The sequence below is a fragment of the Sinomonas sp. RB5 genome, assembly GCF_054063535.1.
The window spans coordinates 76581-100238 of the sequence record NZ_JBSSGJ010000019.1 but is presented as its reverse complement, the minus strand read 5'-3'; the positions used below and the strand labels follow the sequence as shown (position 1 = coordinate 100238).

24 protein-coding genes and 2 pseudogenes are annotated in these 23658 nt (G+C 70.1%); 13 read left to right on the top strand and 13 right to left on the bottom strand.

The genetic code is table 11. From position 1 onward, the window contains the following. From ACVWWH_RS18135 to ACVWWH_RS18125, 3 genes and pseudogenes are all read left to right on the top strand, one after another. Positions 1-228: pseudogene (locus ACVWWH_RS18135) on the top strand (S-(hydroxymethyl)mycothiol dehydrogenase); the annotation flags it as partial. Continuing rightward, positions 228-869, top strand: a complete 642-nt coding sequence (locus tag ACVWWH_RS18130; protein WP_457317501.1) for an MBL fold metallo-hydrolase — start codon at positions 228-230, stop codon at positions 867-869. The pseudogene ACVWWH_RS18135 and the gene ACVWWH_RS18130, both read left to right, overlap by 1 nt. Positions 870-946: 77 nt before the next feature. Beyond that, the gene (locus ACVWWH_RS18125; RefSeq protein WP_457317500.1) at positions 947-1774 is read left to right on the top strand and encodes an IclR family transcriptional regulator; all 828 of its coding nucleotides are present in this window, start codon (positions 947-949) and stop codon (positions 1772-1774) included. Positions 1775-1781: 7 nt separating this feature from the next. Here ACVWWH_RS18125 and ACVWWH_RS18120 read toward each other — a convergent pair whose 3' ends face one another. From ACVWWH_RS18120 to ACVWWH_RS18080, 9 genes and pseudogenes are all read right to left on the bottom strand, one after another. Next, entirely contained in the window at positions 1782-3356 is a 1575-nt protein-coding gene (locus tag ACVWWH_RS18120) for an aldehyde dehydrogenase family protein (RefSeq protein ID WP_457317499.1), read from the bottom strand. Continuing rightward, entirely contained in the window at positions 3344-4321 is a 978-nt protein-coding gene (locus ACVWWH_RS18115; RefSeq protein ID WP_066500427.1) for an ABC transporter substrate-binding protein, read from the bottom strand. Before ACVWWH_RS18115 ends, ACVWWH_RS18120 begins: the two co-directional genes overlap by 13 nt. Positions 4322-4334: 13 nt before the next feature. Continuing rightward, positions 4335-6404: an ABC transporter permease gene (locus ACVWWH_RS18110; protein ID WP_457317498.1), complete on the bottom strand. Its 2070-nt coding sequence runs from the start codon at positions 6402-6404 to the stop codon at positions 4335-4337. Further along, complete coding sequence (locus ACVWWH_RS18105) at positions 6401-7513, bottom strand: quaternary amine ABC transporter ATP-binding protein (protein WP_066500430.1); 1113 nt, start codon at positions 7511-7513, stop codon at positions 6401-6403. The genes ACVWWH_RS18110 and ACVWWH_RS18105 overlap by 4 nt, the downstream gene beginning before the upstream one ends. Further along, entirely contained in the window at positions 7510-9189 is a 1680-nt protein-coding gene (betA, locus tag ACVWWH_RS18100) for a choline dehydrogenase (protein ID WP_457317497.1), read from the bottom strand. The genes ACVWWH_RS18105 and betA overlap by 4 nt, the downstream gene beginning before the upstream one ends. 396 nt (positions 9190-9585) lie before the next feature. Next, positions 9586-9746, bottom strand: a pseudogene (locus ACVWWH_RS18095) (MFS transporter); the annotation flags it as partial. A gap of 14 nt (positions 9747-9760) precedes the next feature. Continuing rightward, positions 9761-10111 carry a bifunctional 3-phenylpropionate/cinnamic acid dioxygenase ferredoxin subunit gene (locus ACVWWH_RS18090; protein ID WP_457317503.1) on the bottom strand — a complete coding sequence of 117 codons (351 nt, stop codon included), beginning with the start codon at positions 10109-10111 and terminating at the stop codon, positions 9761-9763. A 25-nt stretch (positions 10112-10136) separates the two neighbouring features. Next, complete coding sequence (locus tag ACVWWH_RS18085; RefSeq protein ID WP_457317496.1) at positions 10137-11312, bottom strand: aromatic ring-hydroxylating oxygenase subunit alpha; 1176 nt, start codon at positions 11310-11312, stop codon at positions 10137-10139. A 62-nt stretch (positions 11313-11374) separates the two neighbouring features. Beyond that, the gene (locus tag ACVWWH_RS18080) at positions 11375-12577 is read right to left on the bottom strand and encodes an NAD(P)/FAD-dependent oxidoreductase (protein ID WP_457317495.1); all 1203 of its coding nucleotides are present in this window, start codon (positions 12575-12577) and stop codon (positions 11375-11377) included. Between the two features lie 237 nt (positions 12578-12814). Here ACVWWH_RS18080 and ACVWWH_RS18075 point away from each other — a divergent pair, with 237 nt between their 5' ends. The 9 genes from ACVWWH_RS18075 (at position 12815) to ACVWWH_RS18035 (ending at position 18487) form a co-directional block, all read left to right on the top strand. Next, on the top strand, positions 12815-13039 hold the full coding sequence (locus tag ACVWWH_RS18075; protein WP_066500437.1) for a hypothetical protein: 225 nt from the start codon (positions 12815-12817) through the stop codon (positions 13037-13039). Between the two features lie 72 nt (positions 13040-13111). Continuing rightward, complete coding sequence (locus ACVWWH_RS18070) at positions 13112-13447, top strand: hypothetical protein (protein ID WP_066500441.1); 336 nt, start codon at positions 13112-13114, stop codon at positions 13445-13447. Between the two features lie 55 nt (positions 13448-13502). Next, entirely contained in the window at positions 13503-14324 is an 822-nt protein-coding gene (locus tag ACVWWH_RS18065) for an SDR family oxidoreductase (protein WP_457317494.1), read from the top strand. 92 nt (positions 14325-14416) lie between these two features. Further along, complete coding sequence (locus ACVWWH_RS18060; RefSeq protein WP_457317493.1) at positions 14417-15193, top strand: prolipoprotein diacylglyceryl transferase; 777 nt, start codon at positions 14417-14419, stop codon at positions 15191-15193. Then, complete coding sequence (locus tag ACVWWH_RS18055) at positions 15190-15558, top strand: hypothetical protein (RefSeq protein ID WP_457317492.1); 369 nt, start codon at positions 15190-15192, stop codon at positions 15556-15558. The genes ACVWWH_RS18060 and ACVWWH_RS18055 overlap by 4 nt, the downstream gene beginning before the upstream one ends. A gap of 158 nt (positions 15559-15716) precedes the next feature. After that, positions 15717-16043, top strand: a complete 327-nt coding sequence (locus tag ACVWWH_RS18050) for a hypothetical protein (protein ID WP_141305613.1) — start codon at positions 15717-15719, stop codon at positions 16041-16043. A gap of 31 nt (positions 16044-16074) precedes the next feature. Next, positions 16075-17700, top strand: coding sequence for a radical SAM protein (locus ACVWWH_RS18045; RefSeq protein ID WP_457317491.1), 1626 nt, complete (start codon positions 16075-16077; stop codon positions 17698-17700). Beyond that, positions 17697-18101, top strand: a complete 405-nt coding sequence (locus tag ACVWWH_RS18040) for a hypothetical protein (protein WP_457317490.1) — start codon at positions 17697-17699, stop codon at positions 18099-18101. Before ACVWWH_RS18045 ends, ACVWWH_RS18040 begins: the two co-directional genes overlap by 4 nt. Continuing rightward, a complete protein-coding gene (locus ACVWWH_RS18035; protein ID WP_457317489.1) occupies positions 18098-18487 on the top strand; it encodes a hypothetical protein in 390 nt (129 codons plus the stop codon). Before ACVWWH_RS18040 ends, ACVWWH_RS18035 begins: the two co-directional genes overlap by 4 nt. A gap of 6 nt (positions 18488-18493) precedes the next feature. On the opposite strand, the gene ACVWWH_RS18030 is transcribed toward ACVWWH_RS18035, so the two are convergent. From ACVWWH_RS18030 to ACVWWH_RS18015, 4 genes are all read right to left on the bottom strand, one after another. After that, positions 18494-20659, bottom strand: coding sequence for an OmpL47-type beta-barrel domain-containing protein (locus ACVWWH_RS18030; RefSeq protein WP_457317488.1), 2166 nt, complete (start codon positions 20657-20659; stop codon positions 18494-18496). Further along, the gene (locus ACVWWH_RS18025) at positions 20656-21156 is read right to left on the bottom strand and encodes a hypothetical protein (protein WP_457317487.1); all 501 of its coding nucleotides are present in this window, start codon (positions 21154-21156) and stop codon (positions 20656-20658) included. The genes ACVWWH_RS18030 and ACVWWH_RS18025 overlap by 4 nt, the downstream gene beginning before the upstream one ends. Position 21157: 1 nt before the next feature. Beyond that, complete coding sequence (locus ACVWWH_RS18020) at positions 21158-22303, bottom strand: COG1470 family protein (protein WP_457317486.1); 1146 nt, start codon at positions 22301-22303, stop codon at positions 21158-21160. A gap of 99 nt (positions 22304-22402) precedes the next feature. Then, complete coding sequence (locus ACVWWH_RS18015; RefSeq protein WP_066500459.1) at positions 22403-22855, bottom strand: hypothetical protein; 453 nt, start codon at positions 22853-22855, stop codon at positions 22403-22405. A gap of 586 nt (positions 22856-23441) precedes the next feature. Between ACVWWH_RS18015 and ACVWWH_RS18010 the strand changes: the two genes are divergently transcribed. Then, the gene (locus ACVWWH_RS18010) at positions 23442-23639 is read left to right on the top strand and encodes a hypothetical protein (RefSeq protein ID WP_141305609.1); all 198 of its coding nucleotides are present in this window, start codon (positions 23442-23444) and stop codon (positions 23637-23639) included. The last annotated feature ends 19 nt before the right edge of the window (positions 23640-23658 follow it).

Below are 23658 nucleotides of genomic sequence, written 5' to 3'. Positions count from 1 at the left end.
CTCGAGCTGCCGCTGCTGGACGTGTTCGGCCGCGGCGGGTCGCTGAAGTCCTCCTGGTACGGCGACTGCCTCCCGTCCCGGGACTTCCCCATGCTCGTGGAGCAGTTCAAGCTCGGCCGGCTGCCCCTGGACGCCTTCGTCACCGAGCGGATCGGCCTGGACGAGGTCGAGGCCGCGTTCGAGAAGATGCACCGCGGCGAGGTCCTCCGCTCCGTGGTGGAACTGTGATGGCGGGGCAGGGCCGCGCCCGGATCGACCGCGTCACCACGTCCGGCACGTTCAGCCTCGACGGGGGCACGTGGGAGGTGGAGAACAACGTCTGGATCGTCGGCGACGACGCCGAGGCGATCGTCATCGACCCCGCGCACGACGCCGGCGCTGCTGCCGCTGCCGTCGCGGGCCGCACCGTGGCCGCGGTCCTGCTCACCCACGGCCACGACGACCACATCCGCCACGCCCGCGAGTTCGCCGACAAGGTCGGCGCCCCCGTGCTCCTGCACCCCGCCGACCTCATGCTCTGGGACGCCGTCTACCCGGGCACCGTCCCGGACGCGCAGATCGCCGACGGCGAGGTCTTCACCGTCGCCGGGACCGAGCTGACCGCGCTGCACACCCCCGGCCACTCCCCCGGCTCGGTGTCCTTCTACGCCGAGGGGCTCGGGACGGTCTTCACCGGCGACACCCTCTTCGCCGGCGGCCCCGGAGCGACCGGCAGGTCCTACTCGGACTTCGGCACCATCATCGACTCCATCCGCACACGGCTGCTCACCCTCCCGCCCGAGACCGTGGTGAACACCGGCCACGGCGACCCCACCACCATCGGCACCGAGGCCCCCCACCTGCAGGAATGGATCCACCGCGGCCACTGACCTACGTCCTCGGCGACCGGCGCGCTGCCCATATGACGTGCGGCACAGTGAAGCACAAGGTCTGGCAGAATCGGCCCATGGGGAACGCCTTCGTGTCTGATGACCCGGACGAGACGCGCTCCGCCAACGGTGTGCAGGCGGTCGAACGCGTCGTCAGGGCCCTCGAGATCCTTGCCCAGGAGGGCAGCGCCGCGGTCGGCGACGTGGCCGAGCGCATGGGCGTGCACAAGTCCACGGCCTCCCGCATCCTCGGCGCCCTCGAGACCCATGGCTTCGTGCAGCAGAGCAGCCGGCGCGGAAAGTACCAGCTCGGCGTCGGCCTCCTGCGCATCGCGAGCTCCATCCCGCGCCGCCTGAGCCTGGTCCACGCGGCGCGGCCCGTCCTCGAGGACCTCGCGCAGCAGTACGGCGAGACCGTGAACCTGGCCGTGCGCCGCGACGTCTATGCGGTCAACGTGGACCAGGCGATGGGCTCGGCCAACCTTGCGAGCTTCGACTGGATCGGCAGCCTCACGCCCCTGCACTCGACCTCGAGCGGCAAGGTGTTCCTCGCGTACCTCCACGCGAGTGATCGGGAGGAACTGCTCCGGCGGGCCGAGCTGACGGCCTTCACGCCGCACACGCTCAGCCGGGCAGAGCTCATGAAGGAGCTTCCGGAGATCGTGCGGCGGGGCTACGCCTCCACGCGCGGGGAGCTGGAGGAGGGGCTCAATGCGATCGCAGCGCCCGTGTTCGGGCACATGGGGGATGTGATCGGGGCCGTGAGCCTCTCGGGGCCGGCCTTCCGCTTCGATCCCGCCGCGGATCCCGGGATCGTGACGGCGGTCATCAGGGCGGCCGAAGAGATCACCGAGCTCATGGGTGGTCCGGCCTCCCAGGATCGCTCCCAGGAGGCCGGACGCTGAGCTGTGCCTAGCGGCTGGCCCCGTGCTCGGTCTCCGCGCCGGCGGCGGTCCCCGCGGCGCCTGCGCCGAACCATCCGCTCGGAGCGGGGCTGACGTTCTGCCAGATGTGCTTGGCCTCGCGGTACTCGTCCAGGCCTGAACGGCCGAGCTCACGGCCGATGCCCGATTTGCCGAACCCGCCCCACTCGGCCTGCGGCACGTAGGGGTGGTAGTCGTTGATCCAGACGGTGCCGTGGCGCAGGGCCCCCGCAACCCTCTGGGCCTTGGAGGCGTCGGAGGTCCAGACCGCGCCGGCCAGCCCGTACTCGGTGTCGTTCGCGATCGCGATCGCCTCGGCCTCGTCGCGGAAGGTTTCCACGGTCAGCACGGGGCCGAAGGACTCCTCCCGGACCACGCTCATGCCGGACCGGCATCCGCCGAGGACGGTGGGCGGGTAGAAGAAGCCGTCCGCGAGCGGGCCCTCGTCCGGGATGTAGCCGCCGCACAGGAGCTCGGCGCCCTCGGCGATGCCAGCCTGGACGTAGGCATGCACCTGCTCCCGGTGCCTGGCCGAGATGAGCGGCCCCGTCTCGGCGTCGGGGTCGAAGGGGCCGCCCATCCGGATCGCGGTGGCCCGCTGGACGACCTCGGCCACGAAGCGCTCCGCAATAGACTCCTCGACCACGAGCCGGGCGCCCGCGGAACAGACCTGGCCTGAATGCAGGAAGACGGCCGTGAGGGCATTGTCGACGGCGGCTTCCCAGTCCGCGTCGGCGAAGACGACGTTGGGGTTCTTCCCGCCGAGCTCGAAGGCGACGCGCTTGACCGTCTTCGCGGCGGCCGCCATGATCGTCTGCCCGGTGGAGAGGCCGCCCGTCAGCGAGACGAGGTCGACCCTCGGGTCTGCGCTGAGCGGACCGCCCACCGTGGACCCCCTGCCCGTGACGAGGTTCGCGACGCCGGCCGGCACGCCCGCCTCGGCGAGCGTTTCCATGAGCAGGATCGACGTCGACGGCGTGAGCTCGCTCGGCTTGAGGACGAACGAGTTGCCCGCGACCAGCGCCGGAGCAACCTTCCAGGCCGCCTGCAGCAGCGGGTAGTTCCACGGAGCGATCAGGGCGCAGACACCGAGGGGCTCGTACACGACGCGGCTGATCGCGTTCGGCCGCCCGGTGTCGATGACCCGGCCGACATCGAGTCCGGCGATCTTCCCGTAGTGGCGGAAGCAGGCCGCGATGTCGTCGATGTCGTACTCGGCCTCGACGAGGCGCTTGCCGGTGTCGAGGGCCTCCGCCCGGGCGTAGGCTGCCCTGTCCCGCTCGAGGAGGTCCGCGACGCGGAGCATGACGGCCCCGCGCTCGATCTCCGTCAGGCGACGCCACGGGCCGCCGTCGAACGCCGCGCGGGCGCTCGCGATGGCCCGCTCGGCGTCCTGCGCACTCGACGAGACGACGACGGCGACCTCGCGCCCGTCGGCGGGGCAGCGCACGGTGGACGTGGCGCCGTCGGCCGCCTGCTCCCAGGCACCGCCGATGTAGAGCCCCTTCACCGGTTCGGGGCTGGCCTGTTCGGCGGGCTCGGACAGGGTTGCTACTTGAGCCATGCCGCCACCTTGTCAGGGTTCGCGTCGATCCACTTCTGGGCGGCCGCGTCGGGGCTCATGTTGTCCTTCGCGATGTACCCGGCGACCGTGTTCTGGTCCTGGTTGGTCCAGTGGAAGTTCTTCACGAGGTTGTACGCCGGGCTGCCGGAGTTGGCGAACTTGGTGGAGACGACCTTGTTGAGGTCGTACTTGGGGTAGTCGCACGCGACCTTCGCCGCGTCGGCATCGCACCCGTCGGTGTAGGCCGGGAGGTTGACCTTCACGAGCGGCACCTCGGCCATGAACCACTGGGGCTCGTAGAAGTAGCCGATGAGCGGGGTGTGGTTCTGCTCGGCCTGGCGGAACGCCTGGATGAGGGCCGGCTCGGAGCCGGCGTAGACGACCTTGAAGTTCAGGCCGAGGTTCTTCACGAGCGCCTCGTCGTTGGTGACGTAGGAGGGGTCGCCGTCGAGCAGCTGGCCCTGGCCTCCCGACTCCGAGGTCTTGAACAGGTCAGCGTACTTGTTGAGGTTCTTGGAGTCGGTGATGTCCGGGTACTGCTTGGCCATCCATGGCGGCACGTACCAGCCGATCACCCCGGTGTTGCCGGTAGAGCCGGCGTCCACCGCGGTCTTCTGCTGCTTGATGTACTTGTCGGTCAGATCCGGGTGGCCCCAGTTCTCGAGGACGGCGTCCACCTCGCCGCTGCCGAAGCCCTGCCACGCGACCTCTTCCTTGAGGGTCTTGTAGTTGACGGTGCAGCCGAGCTTCTCCTTGGCGAGGGTGCCGACCACGTAGGCGTCCGCCTCGTAGCCGACCCACGGGTTGACCGCGACGTTGAAGGCGCCGCACTTGGCGCTGCCGCTCGCGGCGGACGAGGCAGCGGAGATGTCCCCGCCGCAGGCGGTGAGCCCGAGGAGGGCGGTGAGCAGGGCGGCGCCGTAGGCTTTCTTCTTCAGCGCTGGGGAAATCCGGGTTTTCTTCATGGCACTTCCTTGATCAGGCGTTGCCCAGGCGGGCAGCGGCGTGCTGGGTGATGCGGTCGAGCATGACTCCGAGTGCGGTGATGGCGATGCCGGCGGCGAGGCCCTTGCCGAAGAGCTGGCTCTGGGAGAAGCCGGAGACGACGAGGTAGCCGAGCCCCCCGCCGCCGACGAGTCCGCCGACCACGACCATGGACAGGACGTAGAGCAGGCCCTGGTTGGCGGCGAGGATGACGGCGGCCCTGGACATGGGCAGCTGGACCTTGGTGACCATCTGCCAAGGCGTGGTGCCCATCGATTCCGAGGCCTCGACGGTGACCGGGGACACGCCGCGGATGCCGTCCGCGACGAGCTTGGTGGCGATCGGGACGCCGTAGGCGACGGCGGCGACGATCGCGGTGAATCGGGTGGGACCGAACAGGGCCAGGGCGGGGACGAGGTACACGAACGACGGAATGGTCTGGAACGCGTCCAGCACCGGCCGCACGATCGAGTCGACGAGCTTGCTGCGCCCCATCAGGACGCCCACGATCACGGCCGCGATCACCACGAGGAAGGTCGCCACGAGCGTGGTCGCGAGGGTCTTCATGCTCTCGTTCCAGAGCCCGGTGCCGAGGATCACCGCCTCGCAGACGAGGGTCGCAGCGCAGGCGCGCCGGCCGCCCAGGGCGAAGGCGATGCCGAGCAGCACGAGTGCCATGGCCCACCAGGGCGACTGCGCCAAGAGCGACTCGAGCGGGTTGACCAGGAGAGCAGTGACGGCCTCCTTGAGCCACTCGGTGAAGCCGGAGAACGTGTGCACGGTCCAGTCGGTGGCGGCGGAGACGGCCTGGGCGAGCGGTCCGCCGAGGTCCGGCGAGGAGGGGAACTTCGCCAGGGCGAGGTAGCTGTGCGAGAGCCAGATGGCCACGGCAGCGAGGGCGGCTGATGCGATGGCGACTGCGCGCCGGCCCTTCGGTCCGCGCAGGCCCCCGCTGCGCGAGCCCCGCTGGACGCGGGCCTCGATCCCCGAGCGCTCGGAGGCCGCCGTCGTCGTGCGGTCGAGCATGATCGCCATGAGGACGATCGCGAGGCCGGAGACGAACGCCGAGCCGACGTCGAGCGACTGCAGGGACTGCAGGACGGGCTGGCCGAGGCCGGGACCGTTGATGAGGGCGGCGATGGTGGCCATGGAGAGGGCCGCCATCGTGCACTGGTTGATGCCGACGACGATCGTGCGCCGTGCCATGGGAAGCTGCACCTTGGTCAGCGTCTGCCACGCCGTTCCGCCCATGGACGTGACGGCCTCGAGCGTGGTCGGCGAGACGTTGCGGATGCCGTGCTCGGTGATGCGCACGAGCGGGGGGAGCGAGTAGATGATCGTCGTGACGATCGCCGAGGCGGGGCCGATCCCGAAGACGAGCGCCAGCGGGGCGAGGTAGGCGAACGAGGGCAGCGTCTGGGCCAGGTCCAGCAGCGGAGAGAGGACTGCGGAGACGCGCCGGCTGCGCGCCATCCAGATCCCCAGCGGCGGCCCTGTCAGGGCGCAGATGCCGACGGCGACGAAGGTCACGATGAGCGTGTCGATGCTCTGCTGCCAGTAGCCGAAGAAGCCGAACAGCAGCACGCACGCTGCCACGAGGATCATCGAGCGGACGCCCGCGAGCACGAACGCCAGCCAGGCGAGCAGGGCCAGGACGCCGAGCCAGCCGACCTCGGGCACGGGACGCAGCGCCGAGGGCTGGCTCAGGAGGTGCTGCAGGAACGCCACGGCCCCGTTCAGGCCGTCGGTGATGGGCTGCACGACCGAGGTGAAGAAGGGCGACTGGCTGCGCGCGGTGTCGAAGCTGTCGCGGAGGCCGTTGAGCCAGAGGTGGACGTCGGTCTTGTCCGCACCACCGAGCTCGAGGGTCTGGGTTCCCCGGAAGAGGCCCCACAGCACCAGCCAGCCCACGACGACCGCGGCCAGCAGCACCGGTCGCCAGTGGCGGCGGACGAAGGCGCCCCGGGAGACCGGCGGCCGGGTTGCCGGCTCAGCGCCCCGCTCGCGCGCCTGAGCGGGAGGTCCGCCGGCGGCCTCGGTGCGGTCGGGCGCCACCGTGCTCATGCCGCACCGCCCCGGCCGCCCGCCACGGATTCCTCCTCCGCGACGACCACGCGCAGGATGTCGTCGTCGTCGACCACCCCGAGGAAGCGCTCCCCGTCATAGACGCGCACCGGCAGGGAGGACTGCAGGACCTGCCGTGCGGCGTCGCGCACCACGCAGTCCGCCTGCATCACGGGTCCCTCGAGCGATTCGTCGGAGCCCGGGGCGCGGACGACGTAGCGCAGGGTGAGCACGTGGGAGCGGGGGACGTCGGAGACGAAGTCGCGCACGTAGGCGTCCGCGGGGTGCGCGACGACCTCGGCCGGCGTCCCGATCTGGACGATCTCGCCGTCGCGCATGATGAGGATGCGGTCGCCGAGCTTGAGCGCCTCCTGCAGGTCGTGGGTGATGAAGACCATCGTCTTCCCCACTTCCTCGTGCAGCCGGCACACCTCGTTCTGCATGTCCCGGCGGATCAGCGGGTCGAGGGCCGAGAACGGCTCGTCGAACAGCAGCACCTGCGGGTCCACGGCCAGCGCCCGGGCCAGGCCCACGCGCTGCTGCATGCCGCCCGAGAGCTGGTCCGGGAACGAGTTCTCGTAGCCGGAGAGGCCCACGAGGTCGACCATCTCCTGGGCCCGGGCGAGCCGGGCTGCCTTGCCCTCGCCGCGGACCTCGAGGCCGTAGGCCACGTTGTCGAGCACCTTCCGGTGCGGGAGGAGGCCGAACTGCTGGAACACCATGGCCATGTGGTTGCGCCGCATGGAACGCAGCTTGGCCTTGCTCGCACAGGTGACGTCCTCGCCGTCGATCCTCACGCTTCCCGCGGTCGGCTCGATGAGCCGCGTCAGCAGCCGCACGAGGGTCGACTTGCCGGAGCCGGAGAGCCCCATGACCACGAAGACCTCTCCCGGGGCGACCTCGAAGGAGACGTCCTTGACGGCGGCGAGGCAGCCGGTCTTGCTCTGCAGCTCTTTCCGGGTCAGGTGCTCGTCCGGGGTTCCGATGATCTTGTCGGCCTTCGCGCCGAAGATCTTCCACAGGCCCTCGACCTTCAGTGCCGGCTCGCTGGAGCCTTCGCGGCGCGCCGCACGGCGTGTAGTTTCGGGGTCCAGAGTCGGGGCGCTCATGATGCCTCCTCGAGTTGGCTGAGCGGGGTGTGGCGGTAGAAGGGTTCGGCTTCGGCGGGGAGCTCACGGCCGAGGATGAGGTCCGCGGCCTTCTCCGCGAGCATCATCACGGGGGCGAAGATGTTGCCGTTGGTCACGTAGGGCATGGCGGAGGCGTCCGCGACGCGCAGCCCCTCGGTGCCGTGGACCTTCATCGTGTGGGGGTCGACAACAGCCATCGGGTCCGAGGCGGGGCCCATCTTCGCGGTGCACGAGGGGTGGAGGGCGGTCTCGGCGTCCCGGGCGACCCAGTCGAGGATCTCCTGGTCGGTGGTGACCGACGGGCCGGGAGAGATCTCCCCGCCGTTGAACGGCGCCATGGCCGGCTGGCGGAGGATCTCGCGGGAGACGTTGACGGCCTCGATCCATTCGCGGCGATCGTTCTCGGTCGAGAGGTAGTTGAACAGGATCGAGGGGCGCTCCGACGGATCCGCCGAGCGGATCTTCAGGTGACCGCGCACATCCGAGTACATGGGTCCGACGTGCACCTGGAAGCCGTGCTCGACCTCGGCCTTCTTCCCGTCGTAGCGCACTGCTACGGGGAGGAAGTGGTACATCAGGTTCGGGTAGGCGACCTCGTCGTTCGAGCGCACGAAGCCGCCGCCCTCGAAGTGGTTCGTCGCCGCTGGCCCCTTCCGTCCCAGCAGCCACTCGAGTCCGATGAAGGGCATTCTCCAGAGGTCGAGGGAAGGCTGCTGGGAGACGGGCTGCAGGCAGGCGTGCTGGATGTAGACCTCGAGGTGGTCCTGGAGGTTCTCCCCGACGCCGGCGAGGGCGACGCGCGGCGCGACACCGACGGACCGGAGGTGCTGCGGATCGCCGATGCCGGCCAGCTGGAGCAGCTGCGGGGTGTTGAAGGCGCCGCCGCAGAGGATGACCTCTCCCGCGCTCACCGTGTGGCTCTGGCCGCCGCGGCGGTACCTGACCCCCGTGGCCCGCGTCCCCTGGAACTCGATCCCGGTCACCGTCGCGAGCGTCCTCACGGTGACGTTGGACCGCTTCCGAGCGGGGCGCAGGTAGCCGCGCGACGCGGAGTAGCGCTCGCCCTTGTGGACGTTTCGGTCGAACGGTCCGAAGCCTTCCTGGCGGTAGCCGTTCACGTCATCTGTGCGCGGGTAGCCGGCTTGGACGGCGGCGTCGAAGAACGCCTGGAACAGCGGGTTGGTGGCGGGCCCGCGCTCGAGGATGAGCGGACCCTCGTGGCCCCGGAAGGGGTCCTCGGGGGAGGCGGCGAGGGCGTTCTCCATCCGCTTGAAGTAGGGGAGGCAGTGGGCGAAGTCCCAGCTCTCCATGCCGGGGTCCGCCCCCCAGCGCTCATAGTCCAGCGGGTTCCCACGCTGGAAGATCATCCCGTTGATCGAGCTCGAGCCGCCCAGGACCTTGCCGCGGGCGTGCGCGACCCTGCGCCCGCCCATGAAGGGCTCCGGATCGGACTCGTAGCGCCAGTCGTAGAACGGGTTGCCGCTCGGGAAGGTGAGGGCGGCCGGCATCTGGATGAAGAGGTCCCACGGGTAGTCGCTGCGGCCAGCCTCGAGCACGAGCACCGTTCGGTCCCCGTCTGCGCTGAGCCGGTCGGTGAGGACGGACCCGGCGCTTCCGCCCCCCACGATCACGTAGTCATAGGTCTGCTTCGTCATGATCCCCACCGATCCGGAACGCCGCCCGTCGCGGCGTCGAGCTTCTCCTGTGCGGTCGTCATGTCTGCTCCTGGGGTTAGGCGGGATAGTGCAAAGACTCGGAGAGTTCAAAGGGAGAGGCCTCAAGGCCCCGGGGAATTGCATAAGGTGCAACAGGCTTCGATTGGCACAACACTCGGGCACCTCCGGAGGGGGTGTCAAGCATTTTTCGAAGGGTCAGAAGAATGTCACCGACAGGAAACATCAGGCCTCGGCGGCCCATTGACCACGACCCCGAGGGACCCATAAAGTAGTCAGGTATATCAGTCGTATTCAGAAGCATTCACTTCACATCGAGCCGGGGTGCGCCCTTGGACTCGGCCTTACACACCCCTGCGGGTGAGGGCCGGGCGAGCGAGGGATTCTCCAGCCGTACTCCCCCCCGTGGCCGACGCACCGAGCCTGAGCTGGAGTATCGAGACGAGCACGGACCTGGCCGTGAATCCGAGGTAGGAGCCCATGTCGGGGAAGCTCGCGAAGTAGCCGCGGCGCCGGTCCGCGGCATACTCGCCCACGAATCTCCCGCGCCTCCTCAGACGTGGCCGTCCACCGTGATGCCGGGGGGAAGGTTGGGCACTTCGTCGGATTCCTGGAGGTAGATCTCGCCATCGCGCACTTCCACGGTGTGCACGCGCACCGGCAGCTTCGCCGGCGGAGCGTCCACGGTGCCCGTGCGGAGGCTGAACTTCGAGGCGTGGAGGGGGCACTCGACCTCGCATCCCTCCACGTAGCCGTCCGCGAGCGAGGCATCCTGATGGGTGCAGGTGTCGTCGATCGCGAACAGTTCGCCCTCCTCGGTGTGGAAGAGCGCGATGGGGGGCCGTGTCTCGATCCGCATGGCGTCGCCCCTCGCGAGCTCCGACAGGGGGCAGATGTGCTTCATGCTCTCGCTCATGGGACTCTCCTCCTCACTGCTGGTTCGTCGCGATGACGTCGCCGACCTTGGACGTCACCCAGTCGTGGAACTCGCCGATGTGGTGCTCGCTCGGCACGAGCACTCCGCCGTGGGCGTAGATCCTGGAGGCCATCGCGGGCTGGCACCGCTCGCACGCATCGAAGTCCTGCTCGTTGACCCGGTGGAACAGCTCCACCGATGCGTCGAGGTCCTTGCCGCTCTCCACCACGTGGGGGAGGTAGAGCCAGTCGCACTCGACGATCGTGCGGTCCGCGGCCATCGGGAACATGCGGTGGATGATGACGTGGTCCGGGACGAGGTTGACGAAGACCGTCGGCTTGATGGTGATCGCGTAGTAGCGGCGGTCCTGGTCCTCGCCGACGCCGGGGATGACGTCGAGGCCCTCCGAGCCGTCCACGGTGAAGCCCTTGATGTCGGCGCCGAACTCGGCTCCGTGGCCCACGAAGTACTGGGCCGCGAGGCCGTCCGCGAACTCGGGAAGCACCTCCGTCAGCTCCGGGTGGATGGTCGCGCAGTGGTAGCACTCCATGAAGTTCTCGATGATGAGCTTCCAGTTGGCCTTCACGTCATAGGTGATCCTGCGGCCCAGGGCCAGGTTCGCCACGTCGTAGCCGTCGATCTTGTGCACGTCGCCGAGCCGGGTCTCGATCGCGCCCATCACATCGTCCTCGAACGAGGGCGGCTCCTCGGCCAGGCACAGCCACACGTAGCCGAGGTACTCGCGGATGTGGACCTTGACGAGGCCGTACTCCTGGCGGTCGATGTCCGGCATCTTGGTGAGATTCGGCGCAGCGATGAGCTTGCCATCGAGGTCGTACGTCCACGCGTGGTACGGGCACTGGAAGGAGCGCTCGGCCTTGCCGGAATCCTCCATGCAGAGCTTGACGCCGCGGTGCCGGCAGATGTTGAAGAACGCCCGGATCTCACCCTTGCGGTTGCGGGAGACGATGACGCTCTCGCGCCCGATCTGGACGGTCTTGAAGGTCCCGGGACCATCGAGGTCTGCCGAGCGAACGGCGCAGAACCACATCTGCTCGAAGATGCGCTCCTGCTCGGCCCGGAAGACGGCTTCGTCGACGTACGTCGAGCCGGGGAGGGTCGCGATGAGGCTCTCGGAGATCCTCACTCCGCCCTTGGCTGCCTCGGTCTTCTCAGGTGCAGTGGTCATGTCTTCTCCTCGTCGGATGGTGGATGAAGGGGAAAGGTCTTCTTCGACGGCGCGTGGGCCGCCTAGTTCAGGAGTGCCCCGAGTGTCTCGGCGATGCGGGCGCGCTGGGAGCGTTCGACGTCCCGCCGCCGCCTCGCGAAGAGCTTGGCCTGCGCGCAGCTGAGCAGCGCCACCGGATCGTCTCCGCGGTAATAGGCGGCCAGGAAGCTGAGGCCCTCGGCGTCGCCCGCCTCGATCTCGATCCGGTCGGCGAGCTCTGCGTGACCGCTGAACTGGATGCGGATTCCGTACTGGTCGGACCAGAAGTACGGGAGCGTGGACTGCGGCTCGGGATCGGGCGATCCCAGGAGGGCACGGACGGCCCGGGCCGGCTGGGTGAGGGCGGCATTCCAGTGGCCGAGCCGATGCGGGCGGCCGAGGTGGTGGTCTCGCCATGCTGCGCAGTCGCCGACAGCGACGACGCCGGGCAGCCGAGTGCGGCCGTGCTCGTCGCAGACCACGCCGTCCGCGACCTCGAGCCCGGACCCGGAGAGCCAGCCGGTGGCCGCCTCTCCGCCGACGGCGACCAGCACCGCGTCGACCTCGATGACGCGTCCGTCGGCGAGTTCGACGGAGCGGACCTGGGCCCCTTCGGACCGGACCGCGTCGATTCCCGCACCGTGGAGGAGCTCGACCCCGTGAGCGGCATGCAGCCCGGCAAGGACGGAACCCATACTCGGACCCACGCAGCGGGCCAGCGGCACGCCCCCACCGGCGAGGATGACGACCTCAGCGCCCGCGGCACGCGCGGTCGAGGCCACTTCCGCCCCGATGAGGCCTGCCCCGACAACCAGCAGCCGCACCCCGGGAGCCAGGGCCTCCCCGAGTCGCTGTGCGTCGTCGAGCGTGCGCAGGGTGTGCACATTCTCGAATCCGTCGAGGGCCGGGAGCACGCGGGCGGTGGAGCCGGTGGCCAGGACGACGCCGTCCGCCTCGACCCTCGTCCCGTCCTCGAGCACCACGGCCCGCTCCCTCGGGTCGAGGGAGGCCGCCCGCTGCCCGAGGACCCACTCGGCGGCGAGGTCCTCGTCATCGCTCTCGAGCCGCAGCGCCTCCGGTCCGACCTTCCCGCTGAGGAAGTCCTTGCTCAGCGGCGGGCGGTCATAGGGACGGTGCGGCTCCTCGCCGATCAGGACGAGCCGACCGTCGAATCCCTCGGCTCGGGCCGCGCGGGCGGCGGACAGGCCGGCGAGGGATGATCCAACGATGGCGAGAGTCTTCATCATGCTCCTGAGATGTGCTGGCCGCGTGGAAATCAATTGCGTTTGGTGCAACTGGTTTCGACATACACAACAGTGAGCGACGCCACAGATCGACGTCAAGGGTTTTTTAAAACGCCAGAAAGATGTCACCGGGGTGAAACATCTTCTCCCCCGAAGGAACGGTTGACCCGTGAGCGACAAGCCCTTACCGTGTTGATATATCAGATGCATATGACAGACCTGAGGGGTGGTGGACCTGCAATGAAGCGGACCAGTGCACTCAAGACCAACAGCGGGCGGGGCCAGCGCGAAGACTGGTCCCGCCTCATCGGGCGCACCGTGGAGGTCTGGCTCGAGGGCCAGCTGGTGGCCACGGGAGAGGTCGAGCAGGCCACGGCGGACGACTCAGTCCTCTGGCTCGCGCCGTGGGGAGTCCAGCGCCGCAAGCTCTACGACAAGTGGGGCGGGTATTCGGTCTGGGCCTGACCGCTCCGGCCGCGGGCAGGACCCGCCCCCCACCTTTTGCGTCATGGCCGCCCGGCAGTAGGGTCACCGTTCATGGGGCAGACGTCGCCCGGGTACCGCCGCACTCCGACGCCGGGCCCGCGGCCGGGATTCAGCGGCAGCGGCTTCGGTGCGGGAATCGTCGCGGGCGCCGCCGTCCTCTACATTGTCTACGGAGCGATCCTGGCCGCCGTCGGCCCGCAGGGCGGCATCGGCACCCTCGCCTTCCTCCCGGGGTTCCTCTACCTGGCCGGGGCGCTCGTGCTCGCCATCCGCAAGGGCCCGTACCGCAACCTCGGCGCCGGCCTGCTCGTCGGCCTGGGCGTATGGCTCTTCCTCGGCGGCGAGATCTGGCTCTCCATGCTCGCCCAGACCGGGGGAATCGCCTGAAATCCCCGCCGCCGCGGGGGTTCCCCAAAAGCTACTCGTTGGTAACCTAGGTCACATGTACCGAGGAACCCGCCTTCGTGGCGCACGCATCCTGATCACTGGAGGAGCCTCCGGAATCGGCCGACTCATGGCCCTCGAGGCGGCCCGGCGGGGCGCCGAGGTGGTGGTCTGGGACCTTTCGGACGACGGCGGCACGGCGGTCGCCGCGGAGATCGTCGCCGCCGGGGGCCTTGCCAGCTCGTACGCCGTGGACGTCACGGACCCGGCCCGCGTCGCGGCAGCGGCCCGCGAGACGGGAGACGTGGACGTGCTCGTGAACAACGCCGGCGTCGTGGCCGGCAAGCCCCTGCTCGAGGCGACCGAGGAGTCCATCCGTCGCACCTTCGAGGTCAACGCCCTCGCGCTCTACTGGGTCACGCGCGCGTTCCTGCCCGGCATGATCGGCCGCCGGCGCGGCACCGTGGCCACCATCGCGAGCGCAGCCGGGCTGATCGGCGTCGCCCGCCAGACGGACTACTCGGCCTCCAAATTCGCCGCGCTGGGCTTCACCGAGTCGCTGCGCGCCGAGCTCCGCGCCGACGGGCACGGAATCGGGACGCTCGCGGTCTGTCCGTACTACATCAACACCGGCATGTTCGCCGGGGTCTCGACCCGATTCCCCCTGCTGCTGCCGATCCTCGAGGAGCAGGAGGTGGCGCTGAAGGTCATCGACGGCATCGAGTCCGGCCGCGAGCAGATCATCCTGCCGCCGTTCGCCCGCCTCGTGCCGCTCATGCGGGCGCTGCCCACGCGGGCGTTCGACCGGCTCGCCGACTTCTTCGGGATCAACCGGGGCATGGACCGCTTCGTGGGGCGGGTGGGGCAGAAGACGCGCTGAGCGCCAAGGCACGCTGAACCCGCGGAGGCAGTTGTCCACAGAGGCGCTTGGGCTCTACTCCGGCGGGTATCCCCGGCCCTACTGTAGGGCCCATGACGTGGGGGCTGCCGTACGCGGGGAACGGTGTGGTCCACGGCGTGCTCATGGGCCTGGGCATCGCCGCGGCGCTGGTGTTCTATGCCCTGGAGAAGCGCCGCCGCGGCCTCGACGACCCGCGGCTGTGGGCTTTGGCGGGGTTCGCGGTGGCCTTCGGTGCGATCGGCTCGCGCATCACGTGGGACCCGACCAGGTCAGTCTCCCCCGTCGACTGGTGGGTGGAGGGCGACCGGAGCATCCTGGCAGGCCTCGTCGGGGCCTGGCTCGGCGTGCACCTCGGCAAGCGGCTCCTCGGGTACCGGCCCTCCACCGGGGACCTGTTCGCCCCGGCCGTGGCGCTCGCCATGTCCATCGGCCGGATCGGCTGCCTGCTCACCGAGCTTCCCGGCACGCCCACGGGCGGCGCCTGGGGCATCGCGCTCACTCCTCAGCAGGCGGCGATGTTCGGCGCGCCGGCAGGTGTGGGGCTGCACCCTTCGTTCGTGTACGAGATCGTGTTCCACGCGGTGGCGTTCGCCCTCATGGTCCGCTACCGCGAGCGCGTGCGGCGCTCGGGAGACCTCTTCGTCCTGTACGTGGCCGCCTACGCCCTCTTCCGTTTCGCCGTCGAGTTCGTCCGCGGCAACGAGGACCTCTGGCTCGGTATGAGCCGGCCCCAGTGGTTCCTCCTCGCGATGCTACCCCTGCTCGCCTGGCGCGTGTGGAAGGTCTTCGCGGGCCCCCACACCGCTGAGACCGCCGCTGCAGCCGGGGCCACGGGAGAGACCGCGTGAACGGGGACCGTCCGGAGCAGGGCGACCCCTCGCCGGAGCCTCCACCCCCGCCGTCCGGCGAGGAGCCGGAGCCCGCACGCGGCGGCTTCCTCCCGCTGTCCCTCGGCCTCGGCCTGCTGTACCTCTACGTGGTGGGGCTTTCGATGCTCCCGGCCATCGGGCCACGGGGCCCGTACGGCGCCCCGCTCGGGCTCGCCATCACCTTCTGGGGCCTGTTCGCCGGCTACCTGGCGCTCGCCGTCGCGCTCGCCATCTGGCGGAAGACCTCGCTGACGGGGGCCGGAATGCTCATCGCCTTCGGCATCTGGCTCCTCCTCGGGGGCGAGCTCTGCGTCGGCGTCCTCGTCCAGATGAGGCAGGCGTGAGGGGAAGGAGGCCGCGCCGGCAACGCTGGCGCGGTTCGGCCTGGAGCGACAGCGCGTTCGGGCTCCTCGCCACGATCATGCTGATCGCCTTGGGGCTGGGTCTGATCATCGCGGCCGGCATCTGCGTGGCCGGCACGGTGAGATAGGGAGCACGTGAGATGAGAAAAGGCCCCCCGCTCCGCGATGACCTTCCCCCGGAACCGAGCCGGTGGTCGCAGGTGCCGCTGGCGACCGGTCTCGGGTGGGTGGGCCTCTTCGTGGTCTACCTCGTGATGTACCTCAGCTCCGGCGGCTACCCGAACGCGCGCGCCGGCGTCGGTGCAGTCGTCCCCGCGGCCATCTACCTCGTCGGTGCCATCGGCCTGACGGTCTGGCGCCCGTCCCGGGCCCTCGGCTCCGGCCTGCTGCTAGGCCTCGGCGTCTGGCTCCTGATCGGCGGCGGGCCCTGCATTGCAGATCTCGCCAGAACACCTGGCGCCGCGTGACCTTCCATCCTCGTCGAACAGGAGCAAGAGCATGAGACCTTCGCCCGCCCCCCGCCGGGCTCCACTGGGACCCGGCCAGCCACTCCGCGGCGACCGGATCCACCGGTACGTCACTGCCTTCTGCCCCGAGTGCCATGCGGAGAATCCGCCGCTCGCGCAGGTCCGGCGGCTCGCCGGGGCGCTCATGGTGCACGACGGGCGCGTGTGGCTCGAGCGCGGCTGCCCGGACCACGGGCTCGTGCGCACCCTCTACGACGAGTCACCGGAGATCCTGGCCTATCTGGAGAAGTGGCAGGCGCCGACCAAGCAGCACGTCCCGGACGACGCCGGGAACTTCAGGGCTGTGCCGGAGGCCTACGCCTTCGGGCTGCCGGCCATGCAGACGCAGCACACGTGCATCCTGCTCCAGGACGTGATCGAGCACTGCAACCTGCGCTGCCCGACGTGCTTCACCGCGTCCGGCCCCCAGCTGCAGGGGGTCGCCCCGCTGGACGAGGTCCTCGCGAACGTGGACACACGTCTGGCCAGGGAGAACGGGCGGCTCGATGTGCTCATGCTCTCCGGCGGCGAGCCCACCCTGTACCCCTATCTCGCGGAGCTGCTCGAGGAGCTCGTGGCCCGCCCGATCGTGCGGATCATGGTCAACAGCAACGGGGTGCTCATCGCCCAGGACGACGGCCTGCTCTCGCTGCTGGAGCGCCACCGCGAGCGGGTGGAGGTCTACCTGCAGTACGACGGCCGGTCCAGGGAGGCCTCGGTCCACCACCGGGGCGGCGACCTCACCCGCATCAAGGACGCCGCGATCGCGCGCCTCTCGGCGGCCGGGGTCTTCACCACCCTCACCATGACCGCGGCGCTCGGCGTCAACGACGGCGAGATCGGCGATGTGGTGATGCGCGCCCTCGAGACGCCGTTCATGGGCGGCGTGGCGCTGCAGCCCGTGTTCGGCTCGGGCCGCGGCCACGGGATCGACCCGTCGGACCGCCTCACGCACGGCGGAGTCCTGGCCAGGCTCGAGGAGCAGACCGGCGGGGTGGTCTCGTGGCACGACCTCACTGCGCTTCCGTGCTCGCACCCGCACTGCGCCTCGGTCGGCTACATGCTCAAGGACGACTCTGGAGTCTGGCGGTCGCTGACGGCCCTGATCGGCCACGACAGGCTGCTGGAGTGGCTCGAGCTCAGCCCCGACGCCATCGCCAACCGCATCGCCGACAGCGCGCTCCCCCTCGGCCTGCGCTCCATTATGAAGTCCTCGCTGCTGGACCTGCTCAGCGAGCAGTCCTCCCTCTCGCATCCGAGCACGGCCGAGCTGTGGAAGAACATCTGCACCCAGTGCGACCTCGGCATCGGCACCCTCACGACCCTCGCGGCCGGCTCGCTGCCCGGCCAGCACCAGCGCCTGCGGAAGCTCCTGGCGGAGCGGGTCACCCGCATCACGGTCAAGCCGTTCATGGACATCTCGACCATGATCGAGGAGCGGCTCACGCAGTGCTGCGTCCACGTCGGGACCAAGGGCGACGACGGCGCGCACCAGTGCGCCCCGTTCTGTGCCGTGCAGGCGTGGCCCCGGCTCGCGCGGCAGCGGATGAGCAGCGCCACGGGGGTGCCGCTGCCGCGGGCGCTCCCCCGCGAGCCGCTGCCGCTGGAGGTGCTGTGAGCGCCGAGGAGGACGCCCGGCGCATCGCCTCCGGGCCGCTCCCCTCCGAGCTGGTGGGCGGCGCGGCCGGTGCGGCGGCGCACCACGGCGCGCGGCCGGCGTCGTCCGCCGCCCCGCCTGAGGACGGCGGCACCGCAGGCGAGGACCAGGCCCCGTTCGACCCGCTGCGGCTGTGCGTCTTCGCGACGATCGCCCTGCTCGGCTGGCTCGCCGGACCCGTGGCGCTCGTGGTCTTCGCCGCCGTGGGATTCGCCGGCTACTGGAGGGCGCGGCGGGCCGGGCTCACCCGGTCGAAGTGCTACCTGCGCGACACCCGGCTCGTCCTCGCCTACCTTGCGGCACTCACCGCCGCGGGGCTCTGGCGCATCTGCTCGCTGCTGGTCCAAGGGGGAATCCTATGAGCAACCGACCGCCCGGCTGGGGGCCGCCCCAGCCGCCACGCTGGCCGCCTCAGCCGCCCCAGCAGCCCGTCTGGCCGCCCCAGCCCCCGCTCTACCCGCCGCCACGGCGCGGAGGGGGGTCGCTCGTGGGCGGCCTCTTCGCGGGGATCGGCGCCCTCGCGCTCCTCTTCGGCCTCTCCGTGGCCCTCGCGAGCATCCGCTGGGTACCGGGCTTCATCGGCGTCCTGCTGTTCCTCGGCTACGTGGCCGGGTCGATCGTCCTCACGGTCCGGCCGGCGACGATGCGCTTCGGGGCCGGCCTGCTGATAGCCATCGGAGCCTGGATCCTCATCGGCGCGGGCCTGTGCGTGGCCGCCCTGTTCGTCATGCCTGCCCTCATCGGCTAGCCGGCCTCAGAAGCCGCTGCCTGACGCGGTCGCTGGATCGGATGGCAGCCCCACCGACGCGGTGTCGGTCGCTGGGCCTGGCTGGTAGGTCGCGGTGCCTGCCGTCACCGACTTCGCGGCGGTTCCGGTGGAGAGATCCCCGAGGGTGATGGTGAGGACCGTTCCGTCGGCGCTCAGGCTTGCCCTCGAGGCGGCGGTGGACTTGCTGCCGTTGGCGCTGGTGGTCTGCTTGAACACGAGGGTCTGGGAGTTGTTGCTGTAGTTGGCGCCGAGGGAGACCGTCCCGAAGCCCACGCCCGGGCAGGCCGTCGTCGAGGCCACAGTGAGGGCGCCGGCCGAGGTGATCTGGACGGTGAAGTCGCTGGTGGTGCCCGACGTCGCCCAGGGGCCTGCCGTCGCTGTCCAGGCGCTGCAGATGGAGCTCGGCTTCATCGCCTCGCTGAACGTGATGACGATGTTGTCCCCCGCATCCGCCGTCCCGGCGGTGCCCCCGTTGTTGACCGCGACTGACTTGACCTTGGGACCGATGCGGCTTCCCACGCTGGCGGAGGCGGTGTTGCCGTACGCGTCCGTGGCCTTGGCTGTGAAGGTGATCGGTCCGGAGTTCAGCAGGCTCAGATCGAGAGTGGCCGACCAGGTGGCGGAACCTGAGGCGGTCGCGGAGGCGCTCTGCCCGGCAGCGTCGCGGGCAGTCACCGCAACCGATGCGCCCGCTTCGGCAGTACCGGCAAGGGGCACAGAGGAGACCTTGTTTCCCATGATCGTCGCGGGCGGGTTGGTGAAGGTCGGCGTCGCCGTCGTGGTCTTCTTCGTTCCGGTCTGGGTGACGGCCTGCCCCGCGTTCCCCGCCGCATCGGTCGCGTAGGCCGCATAGGTGAGCTGGCCGTCGGCGAAGGAGGTCAGATTGAGGCCCACAACGGACCAGGCGCCTGAGGAGTCGGCCTTCGCGTTTCCGCTGACGGGAGAGCCGCCCGCACCCGAGATGCTGAGCGACACGGTCGCGCCGGCCTCGGCCGCCCCGCTGACGGTCGCGGAGGCCGCAGGGGTGGAGGACGCCGTCGCCGCCGAGGAGACGACCAGCGGTGCGATCGTGGTTCCAGCTGGGGCCACCGTGTCCTTGATGGCTGTGGCCGAGGCCGCGGGGCCCACGTTGCCCGCGGCGTCCTGGGCCGCTGCACTGAACGTCACCGTTCCGTCGGTGAAGCCCGAGAGGTCGAGGTTGCCGATGGTCCACGACCCGTTCGACTGGGCAGGTGCCGTCTGGTGCGCGCTGTGCCCCGCGCCGTCGGACGCCGTGACCGTCACGGTGCTGGCGGGCTCGGCGGTGCCCGACACGGTCACCTTGCTGGCGTTGGCGAGGTTGACGTACGAGGGGACCACGAGGCTCGGGGTGCCCGGCGCCTGAGTATCGATCTTCACGGTGAGGGACTGGCTCGGCGCCCGGTTGCCCGAGGCGTCGGTCGCGGAGTACGCGAGCTGGTGCGTTCCGTCACCGGCCACCGAGACCGCGGCATTCGCGCCGGGCGCCGTCACCTGCTGGGCGCCGTCGAGAGAGTAGGAGACGGAGGCGACGCCGCTGCCACCAGGGTTGTCCTGGGCCGTGAGGGTGACGGCGACGGGGCTGATGCTGTTGTAGCCTGCGGCATTCGGGGTGGGTGAGACTGCGGCAGAGACGGTCGGTGCGGTGGCATCGGCGAGGGCAGCGGCGCTCCTGGAGCTCTCCGGGCCGGCCCAGTTGCCGAGCACCGGAGTGACGGTGTAGTACCAGGTGCCGTCGGGGACGCTGCCCTCCGTGCACGAAGCGGCAACCAGGATGCCTGCGCAGCCGCCCGTGGCAGCGACGGGCGTCCCACCGGTGGCGGCGCTGTAGCGCCGCACGCTGTAGCCGGACGCGGCGCGGCCGCCCGCCGTCGTGCTCGAGGTCCAGGCGACCGTGACGTTCGCCTGGGCGGCCTGGGCTGAAGGGGTGCTGCCCTGCAGGAGTGTGTCTGCGACGGCAAGCCCGTCCGGGGCCGTCGAGGTGGCCTGCCAGTACGCGAAGGCGGTGGCGCCGCCCGTGGCCGCGAGCAGGAGGGCTGCCAGAGCGGCCCAGCCGCGGCGGAGGACGTGCCGGAGCCGCGCAGTCGGGGTCAGGACGGACCGGCGGGCGGGCCGGGTCTGGATGGCAGTCACTTGCGCACCTCGAGAGTGAGTGGGATCCGGAACGAGGCGCCCTGGCACCCCGGGTCTGAGGTGAGGTCCATCGCGACGGCGCCCGGAAGGACCACCGTCAGGCTCCCGCTGGCGGGGACCGTGACGGTCGGGGCCAGCGGCACCGCAGGGTTCTGGAACGTGATGCCCGTGGTGACGCACTGCGCGTGCGCGGCGTCTGCCGTGGCGGGGCCCGCAGAGGCCACGCTGTAGAGCTCCACGGGGTAGGGGTTCGGGTTGGTGACGCGCACGGCGGCGTCCGCCACTCCTCCGGGGGTGATCGGCTGCTGGCCGCCGGCTGGCTGGGCAAGGGCCTCGGTGGTGAGGACCTGGAGCTGGCCGGCGGTCTGCGACCCAGATCCGCTTCCGGTCGTTCCCCAGTAGGCGGAGGCGGCGGCACCTCCCCCGAGGACGAGTGCTGCCGCGGTGGCGGCCGCGGAGACGCCCCTGCCGCCCCTGAGCTGCATGAGCTTGTTCATCTCAGTTCCCCCCGGATCCGGAGTACGCCAGCTGGAGGGTCGCACCTTTGCACCCGTCCTGGTTGGCGGCGGTATCGAGCATCTTGATCTGCGGCCACTGGCTGCTCGGCACCCCGAGCGAAGCGAGCGAGGCGGTGCCGTTGGCGGGGACGGTCTGAGGGTAGGGGCCGGTGTACTGGATGACGGCGAAGTCCGCCATGCTGCAGGGCAGGTTCTTGGCCACCGCGTCCGAGGACCTCGTGACCCCGGTCAGAGTCACTGACAGGTTCGTCACCGCCAGCGGCTGGTTGTTCGGATTACTGACGCTCAGGGCCACGGGCAGGATCACCCCAGGGGCGATTCCGGGCGCGACCGTCCCCGCGATGGTGAACGCCTTGGGGCTGCTGACGACGGCGAGCTGCACGCTCGCGGACGCGGACCTCGTGGCTCCGGTCGCGTCCAGGCCCGAGGCGCCGATGGTGAGCGTCGCCGTGGTCGCCTTCGCGGCGGCGTCCACGGTGAGCTGGAGAGCCGACGTCGAACCCGTGGTGCTGGCCGGCGCGAAGGATGCCGCGACGCCCGAGGGCAGCCCGGAGAGGGTGAAGGCGACCGGCCCGGTGAGGTTGGTCCGCGTGAGGCTGAGGTCGAAGACGCCGCTCGAGCCCGCGGCCAGCGAGAGCGACGCTGGCGTGCTGGAGAGCGAAACGGCTCCCGACTGCGGGGTGTTGACCGTCAGGCCCGCAGTGGCGGACGCCGTGGTCTTCCCCGAGGTGCCCACGACCTGGAGGGAGGCAGCCCCAGCGGGAGTGGACGAGGTCGTCGTCACGGTGAAGGTCGACGTCGTCGTCGAACCAGAGGTGAGCGAGACGTTCGACGGTGCGAACCCGGCGGTCGCTGCGGCCGGGAGTGAGCCTGCGGTCAGCGCCACGGAGCCCTCGAAGCCGTTCTGCGACGAGACCGTGACCGTGAAAGATGCCGCGGTCCCGCGGACCACCGACTGGCTGGCCGGCGAGACCTGGATGGTGAACGCCGACTTGGCTGTCTGCCCTGCCGCGGCGAGCAGCGCGCCCGCCGGCAGGGCCACGCCGAGCAGGCTGATGACCACGATGCCGATTGCTCTCCTGATGCCCCGCGGCCCACCCGCCACGAGCTTCCCCAGACCCCGCACGCTCTGCCCCCTCTGGCCGGCGCTGCCGGCATTCCGTTCACGGCTGACGCAGCGCCAGGCGGGTGGGGCCCAGACCCGTCCCGCCAAGCGCTGGAACTGCTAGTTGCTGGTGACGTTGACCGTGATTGTTGCGGTCTTGCAGGCATCCTGGTTGACGTCCGGATCAAGGAATGTGAGCGTGCCACTGCCGACTTGGGTGCCAGTCGACTTGCCGGCAACGGTCGTGTTGGAGGTGTTCGCCGTGACCGTGAACCACGAAGGCGAACACTGCGGGTCACTCGTAGCGACGGTGGCGGCGAGCGCGCCGACCTTGGTGCTTGAGTCGTTCGCGTTGTCGGCGGTGTAGGCCACCGCCGTCGACTGGCCCGGCGCAAGACCAGCCGCGAACGAAGAGTGGAGTGTCACGGTGCCGCCGCCGGCCGAGGCGTTGGCGCTCCCAGTGCCCGTGCCGGTGGTGGTCCAGTACGCAATGGCTGCAGTGCCGCCGATGCCTACCAACCCGGCGGTGGCGACGGCGATGGCGGCCTTGCGCTTGAGGGACAGCTTGCTCATGGGAATGCTCCTTTGTGACGAGGGAAACAGCGCGATACGTGCGGCGAATGCCGAAGACCCCCACTGTTCAGACACTTCGCGGACCCGGATCGGATGATTCCTAGGAGCCCGATGAGAGGACTTTTTCAGCCCGTCAGGGTGCGTGAAAACACGTAGTTGTACCTGTTCTTCGGACAGGTACAACGTGCGCCCTACTTGTTTCCTACGCAGCGGTAGGGTGCGCGGAACGCCGGGCCTCGGCCGTCCCACGCCAGCGCCCAGCAGCGGCGGGCACGACGGGTCACGTAGGTGGCCAGCCCAGCGCACCGCCAGCTATCCGAGGGAGGACTTGTCCACATAGGGCGGTCTGCAGGTCCACAGCCATGCGGCCATGCGGCCATGGTCGAGGATGGGGGGGCACTCGCCTCCGTCCGAAAAGGGAGATCGTGTGCGCACCCGAGACGTCCCAGGGGGGATGCCCCACTATCCGCGACCGGCCACGCTGCAGGATCTTTCCGCCAGCCGTCCACCGCGGGGACGGGGCTCGGTGATGGGCGGACTGGTCGCAGGGTCTGCTGCCATCCCAATGCTCCTAGGACTGGGGATCATGATGTCGCAGGTCCACCCCGCAGCCGTCAGCTATGTGTCACCAGCGCTCTACTACGCGTACCTCGCGATCGCGATTGTCCTGACTGTGCGAGCGCCAACCCGACGCTTCGGCGTGGGCCTGCTGCTGGCACTGGGCCTGCTGACGCTCGTCATCGGGGGCTTCCTTCTTGTTGCGCTGTTCAGTCTGACGAGCTGAGTCCCAACGCCCCGGACGT